Consider the following 21,417-nt stretch of genomic DNA (forward strand, 5'->3'; position numbering starts at 1 on the left):
TCGTCAGTCGGCGTGACTGGGGCCTCGGTGTCCGCAGCAGTCGCGCTCTGAGCGATCTGTTCGGTCTCCTCGGCAGGTACGACGTCATCGGTCGTGGAGGTCGGAGATTCGGCCGCGCCCTCTGGACTGGGCTCGTCCGACGGAATTGTTTCGGCCTTGCGGACGTCCTCCTCAGCGGCCTCATCCTCGGGCCCCTCCATCCCGACGACATCGGGAGCCACCTCATGGATGGCTTCCAAGGACAACGCTCCCTGGCGAACGACCTTGCCGTCAGTGGTCGACACGAAGTCGATGATGGTGGAGGCCTCTCCCACCCGACTCGGGCCGGCATCCAGATACACCGCAACCGTGACGCCGAGCTGATTGGCGGCCTCCTGAGCCGTCAGCGCGGCCGGATGTCCAGACTTGTTCGCACTCGAGACCGCCATCGGGCCCGTCATACGCAACAACTCACGGGTCTGATCCTGGTCGGGAACGCGCACGGCGAGGGTACCGTTGGTCTCCCCCAGATCCATCCCGAGCGACTCCTGAGCACGCAGGATGAGAGTCAGACCACCTGGCCAGTACTTCTCCGCGAGAGCCTCCGCTGCGACCGGAATGTGCTGGCACAAAGCAGGCAAGGCGACCGAATCACTGACGAGGACTGGCGGCGGCATGTCGCGACCGCGTTCCTTGGCGTTGAGAAGACGTTGAACGGCCAAGGAGTCAAGAGCATCAGCGCCGATCCCATAAACGGTGTCGGTCGGCAAGACGATGCACTCGCCGTCGGCGATGGCGTCAGCTGCCTGTTCCAGAGCCTCTTCGTAGGTCGCCGGATTCGCGACGTCGAGTATGAGCGGGGCGATCCCGGTGTCCTCGGTCTCAGCCACGGCCTCGATGGGCTCGGACTGACCGTCGGTGTCGGTCGACTCAACGTCAGTGTCTTCCGTCAGCTCATTGTCCTCGACCGTCATCTGGTCAGTCTCATCCATATCATACATCCTTGCACCGTCGTCGAGCCGTGACGAACCTCGGCCTACCTGCGAGATCATCATGGTCCTTGATCTCGTCCCACTGTGCCGTCATTGCCATGCACCCGGTCACGGCCTCGCGCTGAGTGTCGTCGTGCTCCATCACGAACAGACCCCCCGGCACGAGTAGCTGTGCGGCGCGGTCGATGAGACGACGCGGAAGGTCCAACCCGTCATCCCCGGAGAACAGCGCGAGGTCGGGTTCGTGGTCCGTGACGTCAGTAGGCATGACTGGGGCATCGACACGTCGCAGATACGGCGGGTTGGTGACGACGACATCGAAGCGACGCCCATCATCAGGGGCCTCGAGGGCATCCCCGGCAAGAACCTCCACCCCGGTATCGGCAAGGTTCCGATGAGTCCACACCAAGGCAGCCTCGTCGAGCTCGACCGCGCTGACACGAGCTCCTTGTACCTCGCTGGCGATCGCGAGCGCGATGGCGCCGGTGCCCGCACACAGATCAATGACGCTCGGAGCAGATCCCGCCATGACGAGACGCCGTGCCTCGTCGACGGCGCATTCGGCCACCAATTCGGTTTCCAGCCGAGGAATGAAGACTCCTGGGCCCACGTCCAGGCGCAGACCGCGGAACCAGGCATGCCCGACGATGTACTGAGTCGGTTCCCCGGATCGACGTCGCTCCACCATCTCGTTGAACCGATCCTCATCATGAGGGCTCACACTCGACACGAAGATGAGTTTGGCCGGTTGGACGTCGAGGGCCTCGCACAGCAGCATCCGTGCGTCAGCAGCTGGGGTCTCGATACCTCCGCTGGTCAGCTGCCGGGTGGCTCGTGCCAGGAGAAGTGAGGGGCTGGGATCCGTCATGATGCTTCCTGCCCATCACGACGATCAGCCATCCGTCGGCTCACCTCGTCTGCGTGGAGGGCGTCGAGGACCTCGCCGAGATCACCCGCGAGGACCTGGTCAAGTTTGCGGGACTTGTAGCCGATGCGGTGATCGGTGAGCCGATTCTCCGGAAAGTTGTAGGTACGCACCCGCGCCGAGCGGTCGACGGTACGGATCTGGTCCCGACGCATCCGATCGTTCTCGTCGGCAGCTTGCTGGGCAGCCAGTGCGGCAACCTTGGCGCGCAGCATCCGCATGGCCTCGGCCTTGTTCTGCAACTGGCTGCGTTCATTCTGACAGCTGGCAACGATGCCGGTCGGAAGGTGGGTGAGCCGAACTGCGGAATCGGTGGTGTTGACCCCCTGGCCCCCGGGGCCTGACGAACGGTACACGTCGACGCGGACGTCGGCAGGATCAATGTCCACCTCGGTCTCGTCGACGTCAGGCATGACGAGGACACCGACCGCCGAGGTGTGAATACGTCCAGCGGATTCCGTCACCGGTACCCGCTGAACCCGGTGAACACCGCCCTCGTGCTTGAGATAACCGTAAGCCGGGCGTGACGGAACCCCCTCGACGGCAACGACGACGGAGCGATAACCACCGAGATCGGTCAGCTCGCTGGTGAGTTCACGAATCGACCAGCCAACCCTCTCGGCATAGCGGATGTACATCCGTAGCAGGTCGCCGGCGAACAGGGCGGACTCCTCGCCACCCTCGCCGGAATGGATCTCGACCAGGGCGTCCTCCTGGTCAAGGGGATCCGAGGGAGCCAGCAGCTCGGTCAGTTCACCGTTGACAGTCTTGAGCTGGTTTCGTAGCGCGTCGGCCTCCTGCGCGAAGGCGGGATCCTCGTCAGCGAGGTCCTCTGCAGCCTGGATGTCTGCTGCCAGTTGGTCGACGCGGTCGGCCACCGACACGACGTGGCGCAGGCGCGAATGGCGTTTGCCCAATCGTCGCATCGCAACCGGATCGGACAGCACCCGTGGGTCGGCGAGCTGGATCTCGATCTCCCGCAGATGACGACGAACCTCGTCAACCGCTTGCTGCGTCGATTCGCTCATGACCCTCCTGGCCAACCGTGTCGGGACCACACGAGCCCCCTGAAAAGACCATGACGCCGAGCATCAGCCCGGCGTCATGGTGATACGTCATTGATGGACGACGTCAGTTCTTCTTACCGTAGCGGCGCTCGAACCGGGCGACGCGGCCGCCGGTGTCGAGGATCTTCTGCTTACCGGTGTAGAACGGGTGGCACTTCGAGCAGACATCGGCATTAAGGGTGCCGGACTTCGAGGTGCTGTGGGTGGTGAAGGTGTTCCCACAGGTGCATACCACGGTCGTCTCGTGGTATTCGGGATGAATTCCCTGCTTCATACGTGATCTCCTTAATCAAACGTGCCCCGGGTCGCCCGACTGATCATGCGGACGTGAACCGGAACCGGCGTTCGACGATACACCGAACGGCCGGCACCGGTCCACCTGACGACGTCAGTCCTGGCTGGGAGTCGTCTTGGAGATCGTGTAGAGGAACTCGACGTTGGTCTGAGTCTTGCGCAGCCTCGAGAGCATCATCTCGAGGGCCTGGGAATCTTCCAGGCCGGAGAGAACGCGTCGCAGCTTCCACATGATCGCGGTCTCCTCGCGCGAGAGCAGCAGTTCCTCGCGACGGGTACCCGATGCGTCGACGTCGATGGCCGGGAAGAGCCTCTTGTTGGCGAACTCACGGCGCAGACGCAACTCCATGTTGCCGGTGCCCTTGAACTCCTCGAAGATGACTTCATCCATCTTGGATCCGGTCTCGACGAGCGCGGTGGCGAGAATCGTCAGGGAGCCGCCGTGCTCAATGTTTCGGGCGGCACCGAAGAACTTCTTGGGCGGGTAGAGAGCCGCGGAGTCGACACCGCCGGAGAGGATTCGCCCCGAAGCAGGGGCAGCCAGGTTGTACGCACGTCCCAGACGGGTGATTCCGTCCAGCAGGATGACGACGTCGTGGCCGAGCTCCACCAGACGCTTGGCCCGCTCAATGGCCAACTCGGACAACTGGGTGTGGTCGTCGGCAGGACGGTCAAAGGTCGACGCGATGACCTCACCACTGACGGTGCGCTGGAAGTCGGTGACCTCCTCGGGACGCTCGTCGACCAGCACCACCATGAGGTGAACCTCAGGATTGTTCTTGGTGATCGAGTTCGCGATCGACTGCATGATCATCGTCTTGCCAGCCTTCGGAGGCGAGACGATGAGGCCACGCTGTCCCTTGCCGATCGGGCTGACCAGGTCGATGATGCGGCCGGTCATGTTCTTGGGATCATCCTCGAGGCGCAGACGTTCCTGCGGGTACAGCGGGGTGAGCTTGGAGAACTCGGGACGCTGCTTCATCTGCTCAGGATCCGCGCCGTTGACCTGCTCGATCTTGACCAGGGGTGCGAACTTCTCACGCCGCTCCCCCTCGCGGTGTGCACGCATTTGACCGACAATGACGTCGCCCTTGCGCAGCCCATGGCGACGGACCATGGCCATCGAGACATAGGCATCGTTCGAGCCAGGCAGGTATCCCGAGGTGCGCACGAAAGCGTACTGGTCACGAATGTCGAGAATGCCGGAGCAAGGCACGAGGACGTCATCCTCGCGGAGATTCGGCTCGGAATCGGAGTAACGCTCGTTGGAACGCTTGCGACGATTCTGTCGATCGCGCTGACGGCGGCGGCGTGAGCGGCGACCACCATTGCCATATTCCGAGGAGCGGCCGTAATCGTCGTCAGAATCATGGTTCGAGTCATTGCTGTTGCGGTCACGCTGGCTGCTGCGATTCAGTTGGGGACGCTCGCCATTCTTCCCGCGGGACAGTGCCTCCAACCGGGCACCAACCTCGTCGTTGACATTGTCGCCGGAATTGCTGTTGGAATTCTCCCGGGAGGTGTTGCGAGCCCGACGACGCGGCGAGTCTCCTCTACCGCCACGGTCGCTATCGTCACGGTGCGGACGGTCGTTGGTGCCGTCCTCCCCACGCTGACCCCCGTCTTCCTGCGCCGGCACCTTGTCGGCACGCTTCTGCACTTCTGCGGCATCGAGAAGGTCACCGACCGACGGAGTCCTTTCGCCCTCAGAGGAGCGCGACTCGGGATCAGCCGAGCCCTTGTCGCGGCGACGACGAGTGCGCTGCGGACGGGCATCATCACCCTCACCGGAAGTGTGGGGCGCTTGACCACCATCACGACGAGGGCCGGATTTCCCAGTTCCTGGGTATCCCCCCTCAGAGATGGCGGCCACGAGGTCAGCCTTGCGCATACTGCGAGCACCCTTGATACCCATCTGGATGGCGATGGATCGAAGCTCGGGCAGTAACTTCGCGGACAGATCCGAGGATCCACCCGGCTGTGAGGTTTGAGTCACGTAAGTCCCTTCGAACTGCCCCGGCCGGTGCAACTTCCGGCGGGCGAGATTTCATCGGGCCTGCCGTCGGAATCGACAATGGGTCGGGCGGCTGACACCACGGGGATCCGAGATGATCTGCTGAGAGAGACTCTCGGCCATGGTGTGGCGTTCGAGGCCCTCGAACGCCGATGACATGGTCCCCACGAACGGGACTGTGGCACAGGGGTCACGATTCGGTCGCCAGTGGGGAATTGCGCGCATCAAGCACGCTTGCCTCACCACTATAACGCACGAAGCGGATCGCATTCACACAAGGCGTCAGAGGAAATGAACGCCTTCACCGAGAACAAGATCGTGGACGACGAAACCAGTGGTGTCGACGTCCCATCCTCCCTCGAACTGATCACGGGTCCCCAGTGCCAGGACGGTGGGTCCGGCGCCGGAAATGACGGTAGCAACACCACGGTCGCGCAAAGCGTCCATGAGCGCAGCTGACTCCGGCATGAGAGTGCGACGGTAAGGCTGATGCAGCCAGTCCTGAGTGGCGGCCAACAAATGCTCTGGCGAGGTCGTCAGGGCCGTGACCAGGAGAGAAGCAGCCAGAACTTGATGCACGGCGTCGGCACGGTCAACCTGCCCAGGAAGGACCTGGCGTGCCAGCGCGGTAGGCACATGGCGATCAGGAACGAAGACACGGAAGATGATTGACGGGTTGACGGCCAGCCCGATGTGGTTGACGACTCCCCCACTCAACCAGGCCAGCTGGGCCCCACCGAGGATGGCCGGGGCAGCGTTGTCCGGATGTCCCTCGATGGCAGCCGCCATCGTCAGTAGCTCGGTGCGGTCCAACGGCACTCCCGGACGCGCCAGTCCCCAAGCCAAGGCCAATCCGGACACGATTGCCGCGGCTGAGGAGCCGAGGCCACGGCTCTGCGGAATGGCATTGAAAGCGGTCAGGTGCAACCCAGCATCCGGGCGGGGGTAACCCAGTTCCACCAACCCCTGTCGCAACGTTGCGACGACAAGGTGAGATTCATCATGCGGGACAGTGTCGGCCCCCTCCCCCGCCACATCAATCTGCACCCCGGGGTGATCAAGGACTTCGACTCCAACCTCGTCCCACAGGTCCAACGCCAGACCCATGCAGTCATAGGCAGGGCCCAGATTGGCCGAGGTGGCAGGAACACGTACCCGCACGCTGTCAGGCATCGTCAACCTCTCAGGAGTGGAAATCCAACAAAGCTGCGACCTTGTCGGTCGACGCCTCGACGGCCTCGGTCGACAAGGTGGTGCGGCTCAGAGCAGTGTCAATGTCCTTGAGGCCATTGCCCGTCACAGTGATGACGATGCGCTGACCGGGCTCCAGACGGCTCTCGGACTTCAGCTTGAGAAGACCGGCCACACCAGCTGCCGAGGCCGGCTCCACAAAAATACCCTCGCGAGCTGCCAGGAAAGCCTGCGCGTCGAGGATCTGCTCATCGGTGACGGCCTCGATGAGGCCGTTCGACTCATCGCGGGCGGTCAGGGCGAGATCGCCGGATGCCGGACGACCAATACGAATGGCCGTGGCCACCGTCTCGGGATCGTCGACGTCGTGCCCGAGTACCAGCGGAGCGGCCCCAGAGGCCTGGAAACCAAACATCCTCGGGGCGTGGCGGGCCGGGCCGTCAGCGGCGTACTCGCGGTAGCCCTTCCAATACGCGGTGATGTTTCCTGCGTTACCGACGGGCAGGGCGTGGATGTCAGGGGCATCGCCGAGGACATCGACGATCTCGAAGGCAGCCGTCTTCTGCCCCTCGATGCGGTACGGGTTGACCGAGTTCACCAGGGACACCGGGAAGTTCTCGGCCAGCTCGCGAGCGATGCGAAGACAATCGTCGAAATTCCCGAGGACCTGAATGATGCGACCGCCATGGACGACGGCCTGGGCAAGCTTGCCAGCTGCGATCTTTCCCTGGGGAAGAAGCACGACTGGGGTCATGCCAGCCCGGGTCGCGTAGGCCGACGCCGAGGCCGAGGTGTTGCCCGTGGAGGCACACACGACTGCTTTGGAACCATCAGCAAGCGCCTTCGTCATGGCCATCGTCATGCCCCGGTCCTTGAAGGAACCGGTCGGGTTGGAACCCTCGACCTTGATCCACACCGAGGAGTCGAGCTCGGCACCCAGACGCGGCACCGGCACCAACGGCGTGGAGCCCTCCCCCAGGGTGACGATCTCGTCGATACCGTCCATCGGGAGACGGTCTCGGTAGTTCTCGATGACGCCGAAGGGACGCTTCTGCTGGGTCATGATCACATTCCCTCCACTCGGATGACGCGGGGATCAGAGTTGACGTAATGGTGTCCGGTGAGTTCGTCGACGCATTCCTTCACGTCGCACTCTCGGGCCTCGTGGGTGAGAATCTTGAGGGTCGCGGACCAGCCATCGACGCGGTCATTGCCCTCCACCGCCGACTGCTGCACGGTCTGCAAGGAGACGCCATGGCTCGCGAAGATCTTCGCGACCTCGGCGAGGACCCCAGGCTCGTCGCGTACCTGCAGGCGCAGGTGGAACCTGGTGTGAACCTCGGCGATGGGCAGAATCGGGAACTCGCCGTAGACGTCCTGAGGCGGACCGGCAACTCCTCGAACCAGGTTACGAGCCACCGTCACCAGATCACCCATCACAGCAGAAGCCGTCGGGGAGCCACCCGCACCTGGGCCGAGGAACATCAGCTGCCCAGCCTCGCGAGCTTCCACGAAGACAGCGTTGAAGGCGCCAGAGACTCCGCCCAGCGGGTGGGCGGCAGGAACCAGAGCCGGATGAACGCGAGCAGAGATGCCGTCAGGACCGGCCTGGCAGACGGCAAGCAACTTGATGACGCAGTCCATGTCCCGAGCGGCGGCAATGTCCTCCCGGGTGATGGCAGTGATGCCCTCCCGGTACACCTGGTCGCCGCGCATGCGCGTGTGGAACGCCAAGGTGGACAGCAGGGCCGCCTTGGCGGCGGCGTCATATCCCTCGACGTCGGCCGTCGGATCGGCCTCGGCATATCCCTTGGCCTGCGCCTGGGCCAGGGCGTCGTCGAAACCTGCTCCCGTGGTCGTCATCTGGTCAAGGATGTAGTTCGTCGTGCCATTCACGATTCCCATCACTCGGGTGATCTGGTCACCGACAAGCGACTCGCGCAGCGGCCTGACGATCGGGATGGCTCCGGCCACTGCGGCCTCGTAGTAGAGGTCGACGCCATGGTCCTCGGCGACCGCGTGCAGTTCCGTGCCATGGGCAGCCAGCAGAGCCTTGTTGGCAGTGACGACGGAATGTCCCTTCTCCAGGGCAGCCGTCAGGAGCTGACGTGCGGGGTCGATGCCACCAATGAGCTCGATGACGATGTCAATGTCGTCACGGTTGACCAGCGCTGTCGGGTCATCCGTGAACAGCCGCGAGTCAAGGCCCTGACGGGGGCGATCAGGATGGGCGACAGCAATGTCAGCGAGCTCGACACGACGGCCCACCCGAGCCGCGACGTCGTCACTGCGGGACTCAATCATGCGGGCCACCTGGGAGCCCACGACCCCGCACCCCAGGAGGGCCACGCGGATCGGCTGGGCTGACGCGGGACCGGTGGTGTTCGTCATCTCGTCCTCATCTCGTTGTTGTCAGCTGATGGTTGGTCAAGGGCCATGGGCCGTGTGCTTCTGTGATCCATCACGGCCACTGCACCTCGGACTTGACCGGGCCCGGATCCAGGGACAGCAGGTCATCGATGCTCTCCCGTCGCAGCAATACCGATGTGTCCGGGTGGTCTCCGATGCCGACGCGGACGACGGCTGGTCGCGGCACGTGGTTGTAGTTCGATGCCATGGACCTTGAATAGGCGCCGGCACCAGGAACTGCGATGACGTCCCCCGGCGACACGTCACCGGGGAGGTACACGTCGCGGACCAAGATGTCGCCGGCCTCACAGTGCTTTCCGACGATGCGGCACAGCACCGGGGTGACGGTCGAGGCACGGTTGGCGATGACGGCAGAGTATTCCGCAGCATAAAGAGCGGGACGAATGTTGTCGCTCATGCCGCCGTCAACCGACACGTAGATCCGTTGGGCGCCGGTGTCCAGGTCCACTGGCTTGACGGTGCCGACGGTGTACAGGGCCATCGTCGTCGGCCCGACGATCGCACGACCAGGCTCCAGGGAGATGTGGGGAACCTCCATTCCCCTACCCCGGGCCTCAAGGGTGACGATCTCCCGCAGGGAAGCAGCCAGGCTCTCAGCGGTGGCCGGAGAGTCCTGGTTGGTGTAGGCGATGCCGAATCCGCCACCGAGGTCGAGTTCCGGCAGGGCAGTGCCGGTGGCCTGCCGGAACTGTTCAAGCAGTTTCATGGTGCGACGAGCCGCCACCTCGAAACCCGCGGTGTCGAAGATCTGGGAGCCGATGTGGGAATGAATGCCCTGCAGGTCAATGACGTCACTGGTGTGGCACCTCACCATGGCCACCATGGCCGCACCATTGGTGATCGAGAAACCGAACTTCTGGTCCTCATGTGCGGTGGCGATGTACTCGTGGGTGTGAGCCTCGACGCCCGCAGTGACACGCACCATGACTCGGGCGTGCCAGCCGTTCTCTCGACACAGCTTCTCGATACGGGTGATCTCGTCCAGCGAGTCGACGATGATCCGCCCGACCCCGGTGCTGAGAGCCAGCTTGAGCTCGTCAATGGACTTGTTGTTCCCATGCAGGCCAATGCGTGCAGGATCCATTCCGCCCTGGAGCGCCGTGATGAGCTCTCCACCGGTGCAGGTGTCCAGGCAGAGGCCCTCCTCGTCGATCCAGGAGGCGACGGTGCGCGTCAAGAAGGCCTTGCCTGCGTAATAGACGTCCCAGCCTGCGAAAGCGTCGCGGAAGGTCCGGGCGCGCTGGCGGAAGTCAGCCTCGTCGAGGACGTAGAGAGGGGAACCATACTCGGCCAGGAGGTCTGTCACGGAGACGCCTGCGACGTCGACAATTCCGTCATGTCCACGTCCCGCTGACCCGGACCAGAGCGCAGGATCCAGGGCATTGACGTCATCGGGCAAGGTCAGCCACTGAGGGCCGGCAGCCGCGACATCGGCATGGACCGAGCCGGCAACGTGCATGTGCGTCATGGTTCCACCTTGCCAGAGGGTGACGACAGGGCCAGCGGGTGTCCACGTTCGTCGCCATGAATGGCGTATCATCCCACCAATGCGCTAAAGTCGACGGACGGTCGGGGTCCACGGACCCATCGGCTCCCGTAGCTCAGGGGATAGAGCACCGCCCTCCGGAGGCGGGAGCGAGGGTTCGAATCCCTCCGGGAGCGCCCACCAGTGACGCAGCGAGACACCAGCTCTGACCGGGTAGGGTTTCACATCGTGCGAGCCCTTGCCACCGAATCCCCTCGTCAGAGATCACGAGCCGCCCTGTTTTCCGGGGCCGGTGTCATCATGCTGTGGGTCGCCGGACGCATGACTATGCTCCATGTCTTCATCAAACCCTCGTCGAACTACATCACCGGGGATGTGCAGTACTACCTGTGGTGGATGCAGGGCGGACAGCCCGATCCAGTGGTTCTTCCGGAATACCCGCTTCCTGTCGTGTGGTTCCTGCGTGCCTTGCACTGGTCTGCCGGTGACTCCTACTTCATACCGGCATTCGCCACGACGATGCTGCTGCTTGACGCACTGCTTGCTGTCGCCATGTGGATCCACGGCCACCGAGCCGGCGCTCTGTGGTGGATTGTCCTGGTGCCATTCCTCGGACCCATCATGTGGAATCGCTTCGACATGGTGCCCGCCGTTTGCATGGGGTTGGCAGCTCTCTGGTACCGCCGTCACCCGGCCGCGTGTGGCGTCATGATCGCCTTGGGTGCCGCGGTGAAGTTGTGGCCGGCCCTTCTCATCCTTCCCATGATTTCCCGGCACAAGGCGGCCATCCGACGCCTGATCGCATTCGGCGCGACTGGTGTCGCACTCGCACTGGCCTCGTTGCTGGACGGTGGATGGGGCCGCCTCGTGTCCCCATTGACGTGGCAGTCGGGCCGGGGACTTCAAGTCGAATCCGTACCCGCCACCGTCCCCGTGTACCAACACTTCAAGAATCCCGACGGTGGTTACAAGGTCGAGATGTCGAAGTACAACGCCTTCGAGATCTTTGGCCCGGGTGCGTCTACGTGGCAATCACTCTCGACCATCCTCATGGCCCTCACTGTGGCACTGGCGATCGGGGTGGCCCTTCTCTCGTGGCGACGCAACGGTCTTGACCACCGCAGCGCAGTGCTGGCTGATCTCGTCATCATCGGCGCTCTCATCATCGCCAACAAGACGTTGTCCCCCCAGTACTTCGTGTGGTGGGCCGCGCCAGCCGCCATGGTTCTCGATCGAGTCTCTGGTGAGAACACCTCTGAGAACCCTCCCGATCCGAACACCCTGTCCTGGGCCCAGACATGGTGCTGGACCGCCGCAATGTTCCTTCTCATCACGGCTTTCTTGACGCAGCAGGTGTACCCACTGAATTACGCTGGCATCATCGGCTTGCCTCCCAGTCGCATCAGCACGAACCTCCTGGTCAGCCGCAACATCATGACCATCGTGACCTTCGTAGCTTGTGTTGTTGCGTTCTTCGCGAGCCTTCGCATGCACCGTCCCGCCCAGCCGACATCGGCCCCGACGAAACCAGTCCACGCTACGCTGGACGAGCGGTGACCAATATCACATTTTGGTGATCGGGAATGAGTGTTCCTCGATGTGCCCAAATTGTTGGGATGGCCTGGTCAATCCGGCTACGATCATCACGTCTGGGTCCATGGACACAGACAGAGCAGCGCAGCTCGGAGGGCCTTTCCAGAGGTTCCGCGAGTGCTTGACACGACGGTTTGACGGAAGAAGGCAGTGGTGAGTCCCGCCCCACACGACAAGTCCAACAACTCTCCTGATTTTGGAGCCAACGACTGGCTCATCGAGGAGATGCGTGACCAGTACCAGAATGATCCGAGTTCGGTCGATCCTGCTTGGGCCACATTTTTTCACCACGAGGCGGCCCAGGCGTCCGATGAGGTGACCGGATCGGCAGCCGGCGAACAGCCTGCTCGTCAGGATCCCAAGCCTGAACCGGCTCCCAACCCAGTCGCTAATCAGAAGCCTGCTCCGGCTGCGAAGGCCGAGCCCAAGCCGGCTCCCAAACCCGCTGCATCAACCGCCCCCACCCCGACACCGAAGGTCAAAGACATGGCATCGAAGCCCGAACCATCAAAGACCTCCCGCGAGCCTGCCCGTCCTCTTCTGACGGCTGACGCCCCGCGTCACAGCGCCAAGCTGGAAACTGTCGAGCCCACGGTGACGAAGATGAAGGGTGCGCCGATGCGCACCGCCAAGAACATGGATCAGTCGCTGACCATGCCGACGGCCACCACGGTGCGTGACGTACCGATGCAGCTCGTCATCGAGCAGCGCACCATGATCAACAACTTCCTTCGCAAGGCCAAGGGCGGCAAGATCTCCTTCACCCACATCCTCGCCTATGCGATGGTGCAGGCGCTCAAGACCGTTCCGGCGATGAACAACGCCTATGCAGAGATCGACGGCAAGCCTCACCTCATCGAGAACCATCAGATCAACCTCGGCATGGCCATCGACGTCGTCAACAAGGACGGCTCCCGCAAACTCGTGGTGCCCGCCATCAAGGGCGCCGAGCAGATGGACTTCCTCGACTTTTGGCGTGCCTACGAGGAGATCGTCCGCAAGGGTCGCACCAATGAGCTGACCATCGAGGACTTCAAGGGAGTCACGGCCTCCCTGACGAACCCAGGCGGTTTCGGAACCAACCATTCCATTGCCCGCCTCATGCCTGGTCAGGGCATGATCCTCGGCGTCGGATCGATCGACTACCCAGCTGCCTACCAGGGCAACTCCCCCACCCGTATGGCGGAGCTGGGCATCTCCAAGGTGACGACCCTCACCTCTACCTACGATCACCGCATCATCCAGGGCGCCCAGTCCGGCGAATTCCTGCGTCGCATGCACCAGCTGCTCTTGGGTGCTGATCGCTTCTACGAGAACATCTTCGAATCCCTGCGTATCCCCTACGCTCCGGTCCAGTGGGCGAGCGACCGTCAGGCCAACCGCCCCGACCAGGTCGGCAAGCAGGCTCGCGTCATCGAACTCATCGACTCCTGGCGTCGCTTCGGCCATTTGTCCGCCGACATCGATCCCATCGAGTACCGGCCGCGGTTCCACCACGACCTCATGCTCAACAGCCACGGCCTCACCCTGTGGGACATGGACCGCACCTTCCCGATCGCGAACTTCGCCGGGCAGCGTCGCGCCATCATGACCCTGCGTGAGATCCTCACGATCCTGCGTGACTCCTACGCCTCGACGATGGGCATCGAGTACATGCACATCGCTGATCACGAGCAGCGCAAGTGGTTCCAGGATCGTTTCGAGAAGGAGCACCAGCCCCTCTCCCGCGAGATGCACCTGCAGATCCTCGACCAGCTCAATGAGGCCGAGATCTTCGAGACCTTCCTGCAGACCAAGTTCGTCGGTCAGAAGCGGTTCAGCCTCGAGGGTGGCGAGTCGGCCATCGTCCTGCTGGCCGCACTGTGCAACCTGGCTGCCGACGACAGCCTCAACGAGGTCTGCATCGGCATGCCTCACCGTGGTCGTCTCAACGTGCTGGCCAACATCATCGGCAAGTCCTACGGGCAGATCTTCCGTGAGTTCGAGGGCAATGCCGAGCCGGTGAACTCCCAGGGATCGGGTGACGTCAAGTACCACCTCGGTGACGAGGGTGAGTTCACCGCAGCCTCCGGCAACACCATCAAGGCCTCGGTTGCCGCCAACCCGAGTCACCTCGAAGCCGTCGATCCTGTCCTCGAGGGCATCTGCCGGGCCAAACTCGACGCTCTGGGCAACCCGGACAACTTCCCGGTCCTGCCAATCCTCATGCATGGTGATGCTGCCTTCTCGGGTCAGGGTGTCGTCTACGAGACCCTGCAGATGAGCCAGCTCGAGGGATACCGCACCGGTGGCACGATCCACGTCATCGTCGACAACCAAGTCGGATTCACCACCTCGCCCCGTGACGGACGTTCCTCGACCTACTGCACCGACGTTGCCAAGGCCGTTGGGGCTCCGGTCCTGCACGTCAATGGAGATGACCCCGCCGCGGTGGTCCACGCTGCTCGTATTGCCTACGAGTATCGCCAGATCTTCCACCGTGACGTCGTCATCGACGTGGTCTGCTACCGCCGCCGCGGCCACAATGAGGGTGACGATCCCAGCTTCACCCAGCCGCACATGTACGACCTCATCGCTGAGAAGCGTTCGACCCGAAAGCTCTACACCGAGAGCCTCATCGGTCGTGGTGACATCACCGACGAGGACGCCGATGCCGTGATGTCGAAGTTCCGGTCTCGCCTCGAGACAGTTTTCAAGGAGGTCCGTGAGGCCACCTCGAAGCCCGAGCCCTACAGCGGCGTTCCGGACTACCCGGTCAAGCACAGTGGCCTGCATCTGACCACGGTCGAGGCCGACACCTTGGAGGCCGTCGCCCGGGCTCACGAGAACCTACCGGAGACCTTCAACGCCCATCCCAAGGTTGCCCCTCAGATGACGCGTCGTGCCAAGCACATTCGCGAGGGTGGGATCGACTGGGCGACCGGCGAGATGATCGCCCTGGGCTCCTTGCTGCGTGACGGCATCCACGTCCGCCTGGCCGGGCAGGACAGCCGCCGCGGCACCTTCTCGCAGCGCTTCGCAGCCCTGGTCGATCGTGCGACCGGAGAGTTCTACGTGCCCGTCAACCACCTCGGTGGTGAGCAGGGTCACCTGGACGTCCTCGACTCCCCGCTGAACGAGTATGCGGCGATGGGCTTCGAGTACGGATACTCGGTCGCCCGTCCGGACTCCTTGGTGCTGTGGGAGGCCCAGTTCGGTGACTTCGTCAACGGAGCCCAGACGATCATTGACGAGTTCATCGCCTCGGCAGGTTCGAAGTGGGGGCAAAAGTCCGGCGTCGTCCTGCTGCTCCCCCACGGCTATGAGGGCCAGGGACCGGACCATTCCTCGGCCCGCCTGGAGCGCTTCCTCAACCTGTGCAGTGAGGGAGCCTTGGCTGTCTGCCAGCCCTCGACCCCGGCGAGCTACAGCCACCTGCTGCGTCAGCATGCCTACGTCAACAGGCACCGACCGGTCGTCATCGCGACTCCGAAGTCCATGCTGCGTAACAAGATGGCGACCTCTGACCCGGAGGAGTTCACCACTGGCAAGTGGCGCCCGGTTCTGCCCGATCCGTCCATCACTGATCCGTCGGCCGTCACCAGGATCATCCTCTGCTCAGGCAAGGTGCGTTGGGAACTCGTCAAGCAGCGCAAGGCTGCCGGGCTCGACGGTCAGCTGGCCATCATCCCGCTGGAGCGGCTCTACCCGCTGCCGGACAAGGAACTGGCCGAGGTGCTCGAGCCCTACAGCAATGTCACTGACGTTCGCTGGGTGCAGGAGGAGCCGGAGAACCAGGGTGCTTGGTACTACATCCTCACTCATCTGCCCCACGCGATGTCCGACAAGCTGCCTGGCTTCTTCGATGGCCTGACAGCCGTGACGCGCCCGCCATCCTCGGCCCCCTCCGTAGGCCAGCACAGTGTGCACGTCCGCGAGGAGCAGGAGCTGCTCGAGAAGGCCATGGCCTGACCCGCCCGAACACCACCACGGCGCCATCCCATGAGGGGTGGCGCCGTGGCGCATGCTGTGGTGCATTATTGTGCCCATGTATTTCACCGACAGGGGCATTGAGGAACTGGAAGATCGTCGCGGAGACGAGGAAATCACCGTCGCGTGGTTGGCCGACGAGCTACGTCACTTCGTCGACCTCAACCCGGAGTTCGAAGTCCCCGTTGAGCGTCTGGCCACCTTCCTCGCCCGACTCGACGACGAGGACGACTGAGCCACCACGAGCCCGGAACCGATGCGGTGACGACTGGCTGCGGGGCAATCAGTCCCGCAGCCAGGCTCGCGACCGTGGCGACAAGGAAGCTATGACAGCCGCAGCCGGGATGACGGCCAGGATCCAGAACCACACCGGGCCACCTGAACGCTGCAGTGATACCAGGACAACGACGTGTAGCAGACCACTGGCGACCATGAGCCCCTGCGCCGGCGGTCGTCCCTTCACGGCCATCCAGCCGACCAGCACGACGAGAGCGGCATAGATGATGAGCATCGCGCCTACTCCGGCGCTGAAGACGTCGCGACCACTCACCATGACCGCGATGGCCACCACGAGGAGGGCAATCGCGCAGATCCAGGTCGCCACCACCGCGACCAGGACCGATACCGGGATGCCGCCGCGCAACGCTGACGATCGTGAATCCTGCTCACTTGACGGAATCATTGTTTTGCTCCTGCACGGGTGGACCGACGACGTATCATAATTGAACTGGCCGCGAACTCCTCGAAGCGTCCTCGCCTGGACCGACGTTCATCGTGTCCGAGCGATTCGTGGGAGGATGTTCGTCCTTCGGTGGATGCTCTTGCCAAAACATTCGACGGTTGCCAGAATTTCATGGTTGCCCGCCGAATGGCCACTCGTCGGTCGTACGGCATGACGGGTCATCCACCCGCACATCACACGTGCCCCGGGTTGCGCTGGGGAGAAGGAGTCGAAGAGGCATGGACTGGCGCCACAGGGCTGCCTGCCTTAGTGAGGATCCCGAGCTGTTCTTCCCGATTGGGAACACTGGCCCGGCCCTTGCCCAGATCGAGGAGGCGAAGAAGGTCTGTGCCCGGTGCGAGGTTCGCGCCGAGTGCTTGGCCTGGGCTCTGGAAGCCGGCCAGGATCACGGTGTGTGGGGCGGCATGAGCGAGGATGAGAGGCGCGCGATCAAGCGTCGTCAGTCCCGCTCCCGCGTTCGTCGTTCCTGACTCAGCTCGGACAGGCAGCCCGGAATCATTCGAATCCGTTCCGGGACAACCATCGGTCGCGTCACATACTCACGACCGGTCAAGCGGAATCATGAGCTTGGCGCAGGTTCCCACGCCGTCAGGATTGTTTTCGAGGGTGAAGGTTCCACCGAGGTCCTGGACCAACGTCGTGACGATGGACAGCCCCAAGGAGCTGCGGTGCTGGTCGAGTGAGAATCCCTCCGGCAGGGGACTTCCGTCGTTGACGATGTCGACGACCAGCGAATCATCGGTGCGGTAGGGACGCACGATGACGTTTCCCGACGAGGAATCCAAGCTGTGCTCGATGGCGTTCTGGCACAGCTCCGTCGTTGCCAAGGACAAGGCTGTGGCGGTCTCGGCAGGAACACTGCCGAAGCTCCCTTCACGCCGTGCCGCCACGGACCCCGAAGATGCCGCGACGTCTCCGACCATGTGGAGAATGCGATCGGCAACCTCGTCGAAAGCCACCTGCTCCTCGAAGTTCTGCGACAGGATCTCGTGCACCACGGCGATGGCCGAGACTCGCCCCATGGCCTGTCGGAGAGCTTCCTTGGCATCCGGATTCTTCATCCGCCGCGACTGCAGGCGCAGGAGAGCCGCCACGGTCTGCAGGTTGTTCTTCACCCGGTGATGGATCTCGCGGATCGTGGCGTCCTTGGTGACGAGCTGACGATCTCGGTCCCGCAACTCGGTGAGGTCGCGGATGAGAATCATCGTTCCTGCCGAGACCTCGACGTCGTCCAACCAGGTCTGCAACGGAATGACGCGGGCACGCAGGGTCGCCTCGGAATTCTCAATATCGGTCTCGGAAAGCCAACGACCCTCCAGATCAAGGGTGAAGGACTGACCAACTTCACGCACCTTGGGGCACAGGTCCCGAACCATCGGGATGAAGTACTCGCCGTCCAAGTCTCCTGTCAGGCCCAAGCGTCGAAAGGCCGACAGGGCATTCGGGCTAGCAAAGGTCACCATTCCTGTGGATGCGACCCGGATGACCCCGTCCGTGACCTTCGGCGCCAGAGCCCTGTCAAAGTCCGGGAAGAGTGGGAACCGGCCGTGATGAAGCATCTCCGACAGGATGTCGGCAATCTCAAGGTAATTGTCCTCGGTGCTTCCGGGAGCTCGCACCCCCATCTGGTTGGTGTGTCTTTCGACCACGGCGATGACATCGTCATGACGAATAACGGGAATCGCCCAGACGTCCACAGGAATACCCGCCGACAGCTTGTTGTCGCTGGTCTCGCACATCTCGGCGCTCATGAACGCCTCGGTGACCAGGCTCTCGTCGTCGTAGGAGACCGACTCACCGACGACGTCGTCCTCCAGGGCCGTCGGGCCGGTGTCCGGACGTACCTGGGCGGCTGCCCAGAACACATTGGGGTCCTTGTCCGGAACCCACAGGATGAGATCCGAGAAGGACGTGTCAGCGAGCATCTGCCAGTCGTCGACAAGTTCCTCGAGCCACGTGATGTCGGCGGCAGCGAGGCTGGTCCGGTCAGCGACCAAACGATTGATGGCGGGCATGCCGTCACTCTAGTGACCAGAATCCAGCCAGCTCCAACTGGCATCAACGTGTCGACGAATGTGCGTTTCAATTTGGGCCAGGCCCGCCCCATACGGCAGAATTGATAGTCGTTGCCGCGTATCCGCGCGGACCCTCCTTCATCAGTAGGGAGGCTTCTGACCCCTCAGGAAGGAGAGCGCCATGGGCAAGACTGGTCGTAAGCGTCGTGCGCGTCGCAAAAAGGGCGCCAACCACGGCAAGCGTCCCAACGCCTGAGTTTTTGGGATGACGAGGCCCCCGTCCATATGGACGGGGGCCTTTTACTAATCAGCGGTCTCAGGCCTGCCAGCTATGGGACACCTGCATCTGTACGCTCGGATTCTCAGTTGCATCGGTGCAGCTACAGAGCGACGACGGCGCGCACCATGAGCGCGATTCTCACCCAGTGCGTCAACCAATGACGCGACGATGGCCACGAGCGAGCCCATAAACAGACTTACAATCAACAACCCCAGGAGCAGGTGCGGTTATTGCACCCCACCGTGTGACATGTGTTCGCATGGGCGTTAACTACGCTTCACCTCACTGTGCTTAAAGTTGTGGCTCAGAGAGAGGGGACCATGAACCATCACCACGACGATAAGCACCTATCGCCTGACGAACTCGAGGATGTCCGTCACCGCGGCGACGAAGAACTGGCCCGCCTGAGCTTCAGCCGCCGCTCGATCCTGCAGGTCGGCATGGCCGCGGCAGCCAATGCGATGGTCACTGGCTTCGCACTACAAGGCGCCCAAGCTGCCGCCGCTCCTAACAAGGACTCAATCGACCCCGACAAGCTGCTCTGGCTAATCGGCGATCACCACGTCCACACCCAGTGGAGCTACGACGCAAAGTACCGGATTAAGGATCAGTTGGATGCCGCCGAGTACTTCGGCTGCGACTGGGTGGTGTTTACGGAGCACTCCAACTTCGTGCATGCCGACCCAGGTGTGTTCAACTCCCATAAAGAGATCGAGGCCGAGCGTAAGGCACGCAAGAACTTGCTCATCTTCCAGGGCCTGGAGTGGTACATCCCCGCGGCTGAGCACGGCACGGTCTTCGTCACCGGTAAGAACGAAGCGAAGATTCTCCGTGCGTTCGAACTTGCCTACGACGGCAAATTGAACGGTTGGGAGAAACCGAAGGTCGGCAGTCCTGAGGAAGCCGAGCAGGAGAGGATGGCCGCCGCCGGCATCGCCTGGCTCGGCAAGCAGAAGGCTGAGGGCAAGATCGACGACGTCCTCGTCCTCGCAAACCACCCAATGCGTTTGGGCATTGACTCCCCCGACGAGTTCCGTCTGTGGCACGACGCCGACCCGCACGTCATGATCGGCATGGAGGGTGCGCCAGGCGCGCAGGGTTACCCGTACGGCCGTAACGTCGGCAATGGCGATATGCGCGGGGAATACACCCACGATCCGCGTGAGGACTCCTACCCCGGTTACAAGGCTGAGCACATGCGACCGTATGGCGGTTGGGACTGGCTGACGGCCACCGTGGGCGGATTCTGGGACTCCATGCTGGCTGAGGGACGCCGCTTCTACATCACCGCGAATTCGGACGCCCACCTCGCCTCGTGGCACACGTGGCGTCTGGGCGACTACCCGAAGAAGCCGGAGTACGACAACGCCAAGAACGAGAACGTGCAGATGAAGCTCCTCGGCGGGCGCCGTCCGCACCCGATTGACACCGCGACGGGTGAGGTCGCCGGCGATCTGTTGATCAAGAACCCCGACGGTTCGGTCGGCATCTCCGGTGATCTGCTGCGCAGCCCTGAGGACGCGAAGTTGTACAAGGACGCGCAAAAGGTCCGCGCCGAGATCGACGCGAAGACCCCCGAGGGCGAGGAGCCGAAGTATCCGGAGCCCCTCATTGACCCACAAGGTGGTTCGGACTTCTGGCCCGGCCAGTTCACCCGCATCCACGCAGGTGCAACGGAACGCAGCTACACCGCCGTCATGGATGCGCTGCGCGCAGGCCGCGTATGGGCCAGCCACGGCCAGCTCATCAAAAGCTTCATCGCCAAGGTGAGCGCAAATGGTCGAGTCGTCACGCTCGGTGACACGATTGAGGCGTCGAAGGGCGGCAAGATCACCGTCGAGCTGACGATCGAGACGGCGACCGAGCCGGTCAAGAGCATCAAGATGTCACCGAAGGAACCGAAGGCTACGGACCCGACGGTGGGTGTCGAGTGGGTGCCGGAACTGGCATTCGTGGACATCATCGGCGGGCCAATCACTGGCCCGGTTGCGGATCGTGAGACGCTGCGCGCACCTGAGACCCGCGTACTGCACACGTTCAAGACGAAGGGTCAGAAGGGCAAGCTCGTCCTCACACACGAGTTCAAGGATCTGAAGGAGGACTTCTACATCCGTTTCCGCGGCTCCGACGGCAAGCGCACTGGCGCTGGATACCACGGCGCGGATGTGGATCCGCACGGTCCAATCATGCACGACGGCACGGCCCGCGCGGGCAATCCATGGGTGGATACCTGGTTCTACGCGAACCCGGTGTTCGTGAAGGTGGTCGACCCTGCGTCGCCCAGCTCCTCGCCATCCGCAACCCCGTCGATGGCCCCATCGCAGCCCGCCTCGCGCAAACCCACACCGACGACTGCCCCGACTGCCGATCCAGGTGAATCGAGCCCGCCCGTTAAGCGGCCGAAGCTACCCAACACTGGTAATTAGAACCTCATCAAACC

16 protein-coding genes, 1 tRNA gene and 1 pseudogene are annotated in these 21,417 nt (G+C 62.9%); 7 read left to right on the forward strand and 11 right to left on the reverse strand.

The window, feature by feature from the left end; translation table 11 throughout:
• Nucleotides 1-187: 187 nt before the first annotated feature.
• The 9 genes and pseudogenes from ACP8ML_RS06690 to lysA form a co-directional block, all read right to left on the reverse strand.
• Nucleotides 188-971 (reverse strand): annotated as a pseudogene (locus ACP8ML_RS06690) (L-threonylcarbamoyladenylate synthase); the annotation flags it as partial.
• A 1-nt stretch (nucleotide 972) separates the two neighbouring features.
• Nucleotides 973-1,839: a peptide chain release factor N(5)-glutamine methyltransferase gene (gene prmC / locus ACP8ML_RS06695; protein ID WP_117189138.1), complete on the reverse strand. Its 867-nt coding sequence runs from the start codon at nucleotides 1,837-1,839 to the stop codon at nucleotides 973-975.
• Nucleotides 1,836-2,924, reverse strand: a complete 1,089-nt coding sequence (gene prfA / locus ACP8ML_RS06700; RefSeq protein WP_065672813.1) for a peptide chain release factor 1 — start codon at nucleotides 2,922-2,924, stop codon at nucleotides 1,836-1,838. The genes prmC and prfA overlap by 4 nt, the downstream gene beginning before the upstream one ends.
• A 103-nt stretch (nucleotides 2,925-3,027) precedes the next feature.
• On the reverse strand, nucleotides 3,028-3,237 hold the full coding sequence (rpmE, locus tag ACP8ML_RS06705; RefSeq protein ID WP_004811173.1) for a 50S ribosomal protein L31: 210 nt from the start codon (nucleotides 3,235-3,237) through the stop codon (nucleotides 3,028-3,030).
• 114 nt (nucleotides 3,238-3,351) lie between these two features.
• Nucleotides 3,352-5,253: a transcription termination factor Rho gene (gene rho / locus ACP8ML_RS06710; protein WP_117189140.1), complete on the reverse strand. Its 1,902-nt coding sequence runs from the start codon at nucleotides 5,251-5,253 to the stop codon at nucleotides 3,352-3,354.
• A gap of 300 nt (nucleotides 5,254-5,553) precedes the next feature.
• Entirely contained in the window at nucleotides 5,554-6,444 is an 891-nt protein-coding gene (thrB, locus tag ACP8ML_RS06715) for a homoserine kinase (RefSeq protein ID WP_117189142.1), read from the reverse strand.
• Between the two features lie 10 nt (nucleotides 6,445-6,454).
• Complete coding sequence (gene thrC, locus ACP8ML_RS06720) at nucleotides 6,455-7,531, reverse strand: threonine synthase (protein ID WP_117189144.1); 1,077 nt, start codon at nucleotides 7,529-7,531, stop codon at nucleotides 6,455-6,457.
• On the reverse strand, nucleotides 7,528-8,853 hold the full coding sequence (locus ACP8ML_RS06725; protein WP_065672816.1) for a homoserine dehydrogenase: 1,326 nt from the start codon (nucleotides 8,851-8,853) through the stop codon (nucleotides 7,528-7,530). Before ACP8ML_RS06725 ends, thrC begins: the two co-directional genes overlap by 4 nt.
• A gap of 70 nt (nucleotides 8,854-8,923) precedes the next feature.
• Nucleotides 8,924-10,360: a diaminopimelate decarboxylase gene (gene lysA / locus ACP8ML_RS06730; protein WP_117189146.1), complete on the reverse strand. Its 1,437-nt coding sequence runs from the start codon at nucleotides 10,358-10,360 to the stop codon at nucleotides 8,924-8,926.
• A 122-nt stretch (nucleotides 10,361-10,482) separates the two neighbouring features.
• On the opposite strand from lysA, the gene ACP8ML_RS06735 reads away from it, so the two are divergent.
• The 4 genes from ACP8ML_RS06735 (at nucleotide 10,483) to ACP8ML_RS06750 (ending at nucleotide 16,175) form a co-directional block, all read left to right on the forward strand.
• Nucleotides 10,483-10,554 (forward strand) — tRNA-Arg (locus tag ACP8ML_RS06735).
• 151 nt (nucleotides 10,555-10,705) lie between these two features.
• The gene (locus ACP8ML_RS06740) at nucleotides 10,706-11,935 is read left to right on the forward strand and encodes a glycosyltransferase family 87 protein (protein ID WP_065672879.1); all 1,230 of its coding nucleotides are present in this window, start codon (nucleotides 10,706-10,708) and stop codon (nucleotides 11,933-11,935) included.
• Between the two features lie 186 nt (nucleotides 11,936-12,121).
• Nucleotides 12,122-15,922, forward strand: a complete 3,801-nt coding sequence (locus ACP8ML_RS06745) for a multifunctional oxoglutarate decarboxylase/oxoglutarate dehydrogenase thiamine pyrophosphate-binding subunit/dihydrolipoyllysine-residue succinyltransferase subunit (RefSeq protein ID WP_117189148.1) — start codon at nucleotides 12,122-12,124, stop codon at nucleotides 15,920-15,922.
• Nucleotides 15,923-15,998: 76 nt separating this feature from the next.
• Complete coding sequence (locus ACP8ML_RS06750; RefSeq protein ID WP_171048560.1) at nucleotides 15,999-16,175, forward strand: DUF6104 family protein; 177 nt, start codon at nucleotides 15,999-16,001, stop codon at nucleotides 16,173-16,175.
• 48 nt (nucleotides 16,176-16,223) lie between these two features.
• Here the strand turns inward: ACP8ML_RS06750 and ACP8ML_RS06755 are convergent, their stop codons facing one another.
• A complete protein-coding gene (locus tag ACP8ML_RS06755) occupies nucleotides 16,224-16,622 on the reverse strand; it encodes a hypothetical protein (RefSeq protein ID WP_016667736.1) in 399 nt (132 codons plus the stop codon).
• A gap of 278 nt (nucleotides 16,623-16,900) precedes the next feature.
• Here ACP8ML_RS06755 and ACP8ML_RS06760 point away from each other — a divergent pair, with 278 nt between their 5' ends.
• Nucleotides 16,901-17,152 (forward strand): WhiB family transcriptional regulator, encoded by a 252-nt coding sequence (locus ACP8ML_RS06760; RefSeq protein ID WP_002513444.1) that lies wholly within the window; start codon nucleotides 16,901-16,903, stop codon nucleotides 17,150-17,152.
• A gap of 69 nt (nucleotides 17,153-17,221) precedes the next feature.
• Here the strand turns inward: ACP8ML_RS06760 and ACP8ML_RS06765 are convergent, their stop codons facing one another.
• Nucleotides 17,222-18,697: a sensor histidine kinase gene (locus ACP8ML_RS06765; protein ID WP_117189150.1), complete on the reverse strand. Its 1,476-nt coding sequence runs from the start codon at nucleotides 18,695-18,697 to the stop codon at nucleotides 17,222-17,224.
• A 181-nt stretch (nucleotides 18,698-18,878) separates the two neighbouring features.
• Here ACP8ML_RS06765 and ACP8ML_RS06770 point away from each other — a divergent pair, with 181 nt between their 5' ends.
• A complete protein-coding gene (locus ACP8ML_RS06770) occupies nucleotides 18,879-18,953 on the forward strand; it encodes a 50S ribosomal protein bL37 (protein ID WP_369797015.1) in 75 nt (24 codons plus the stop codon).
• A 344-nt stretch (nucleotides 18,954-19,297) separates the two neighbouring features.
• Nucleotides 19,298-21,403, forward strand: a complete 2,106-nt coding sequence (locus ACP8ML_RS06775) for a PHP domain-containing protein (protein ID WP_065672820.1) — start codon at nucleotides 19,298-19,300, stop codon at nucleotides 21,401-21,403.
• The last annotated feature ends 14 nt before the right edge of the window (nucleotides 21,404-21,417 follow it).

This window comes from Cutibacterium sp. LaCa_255 (assembly GCF_057458005.1).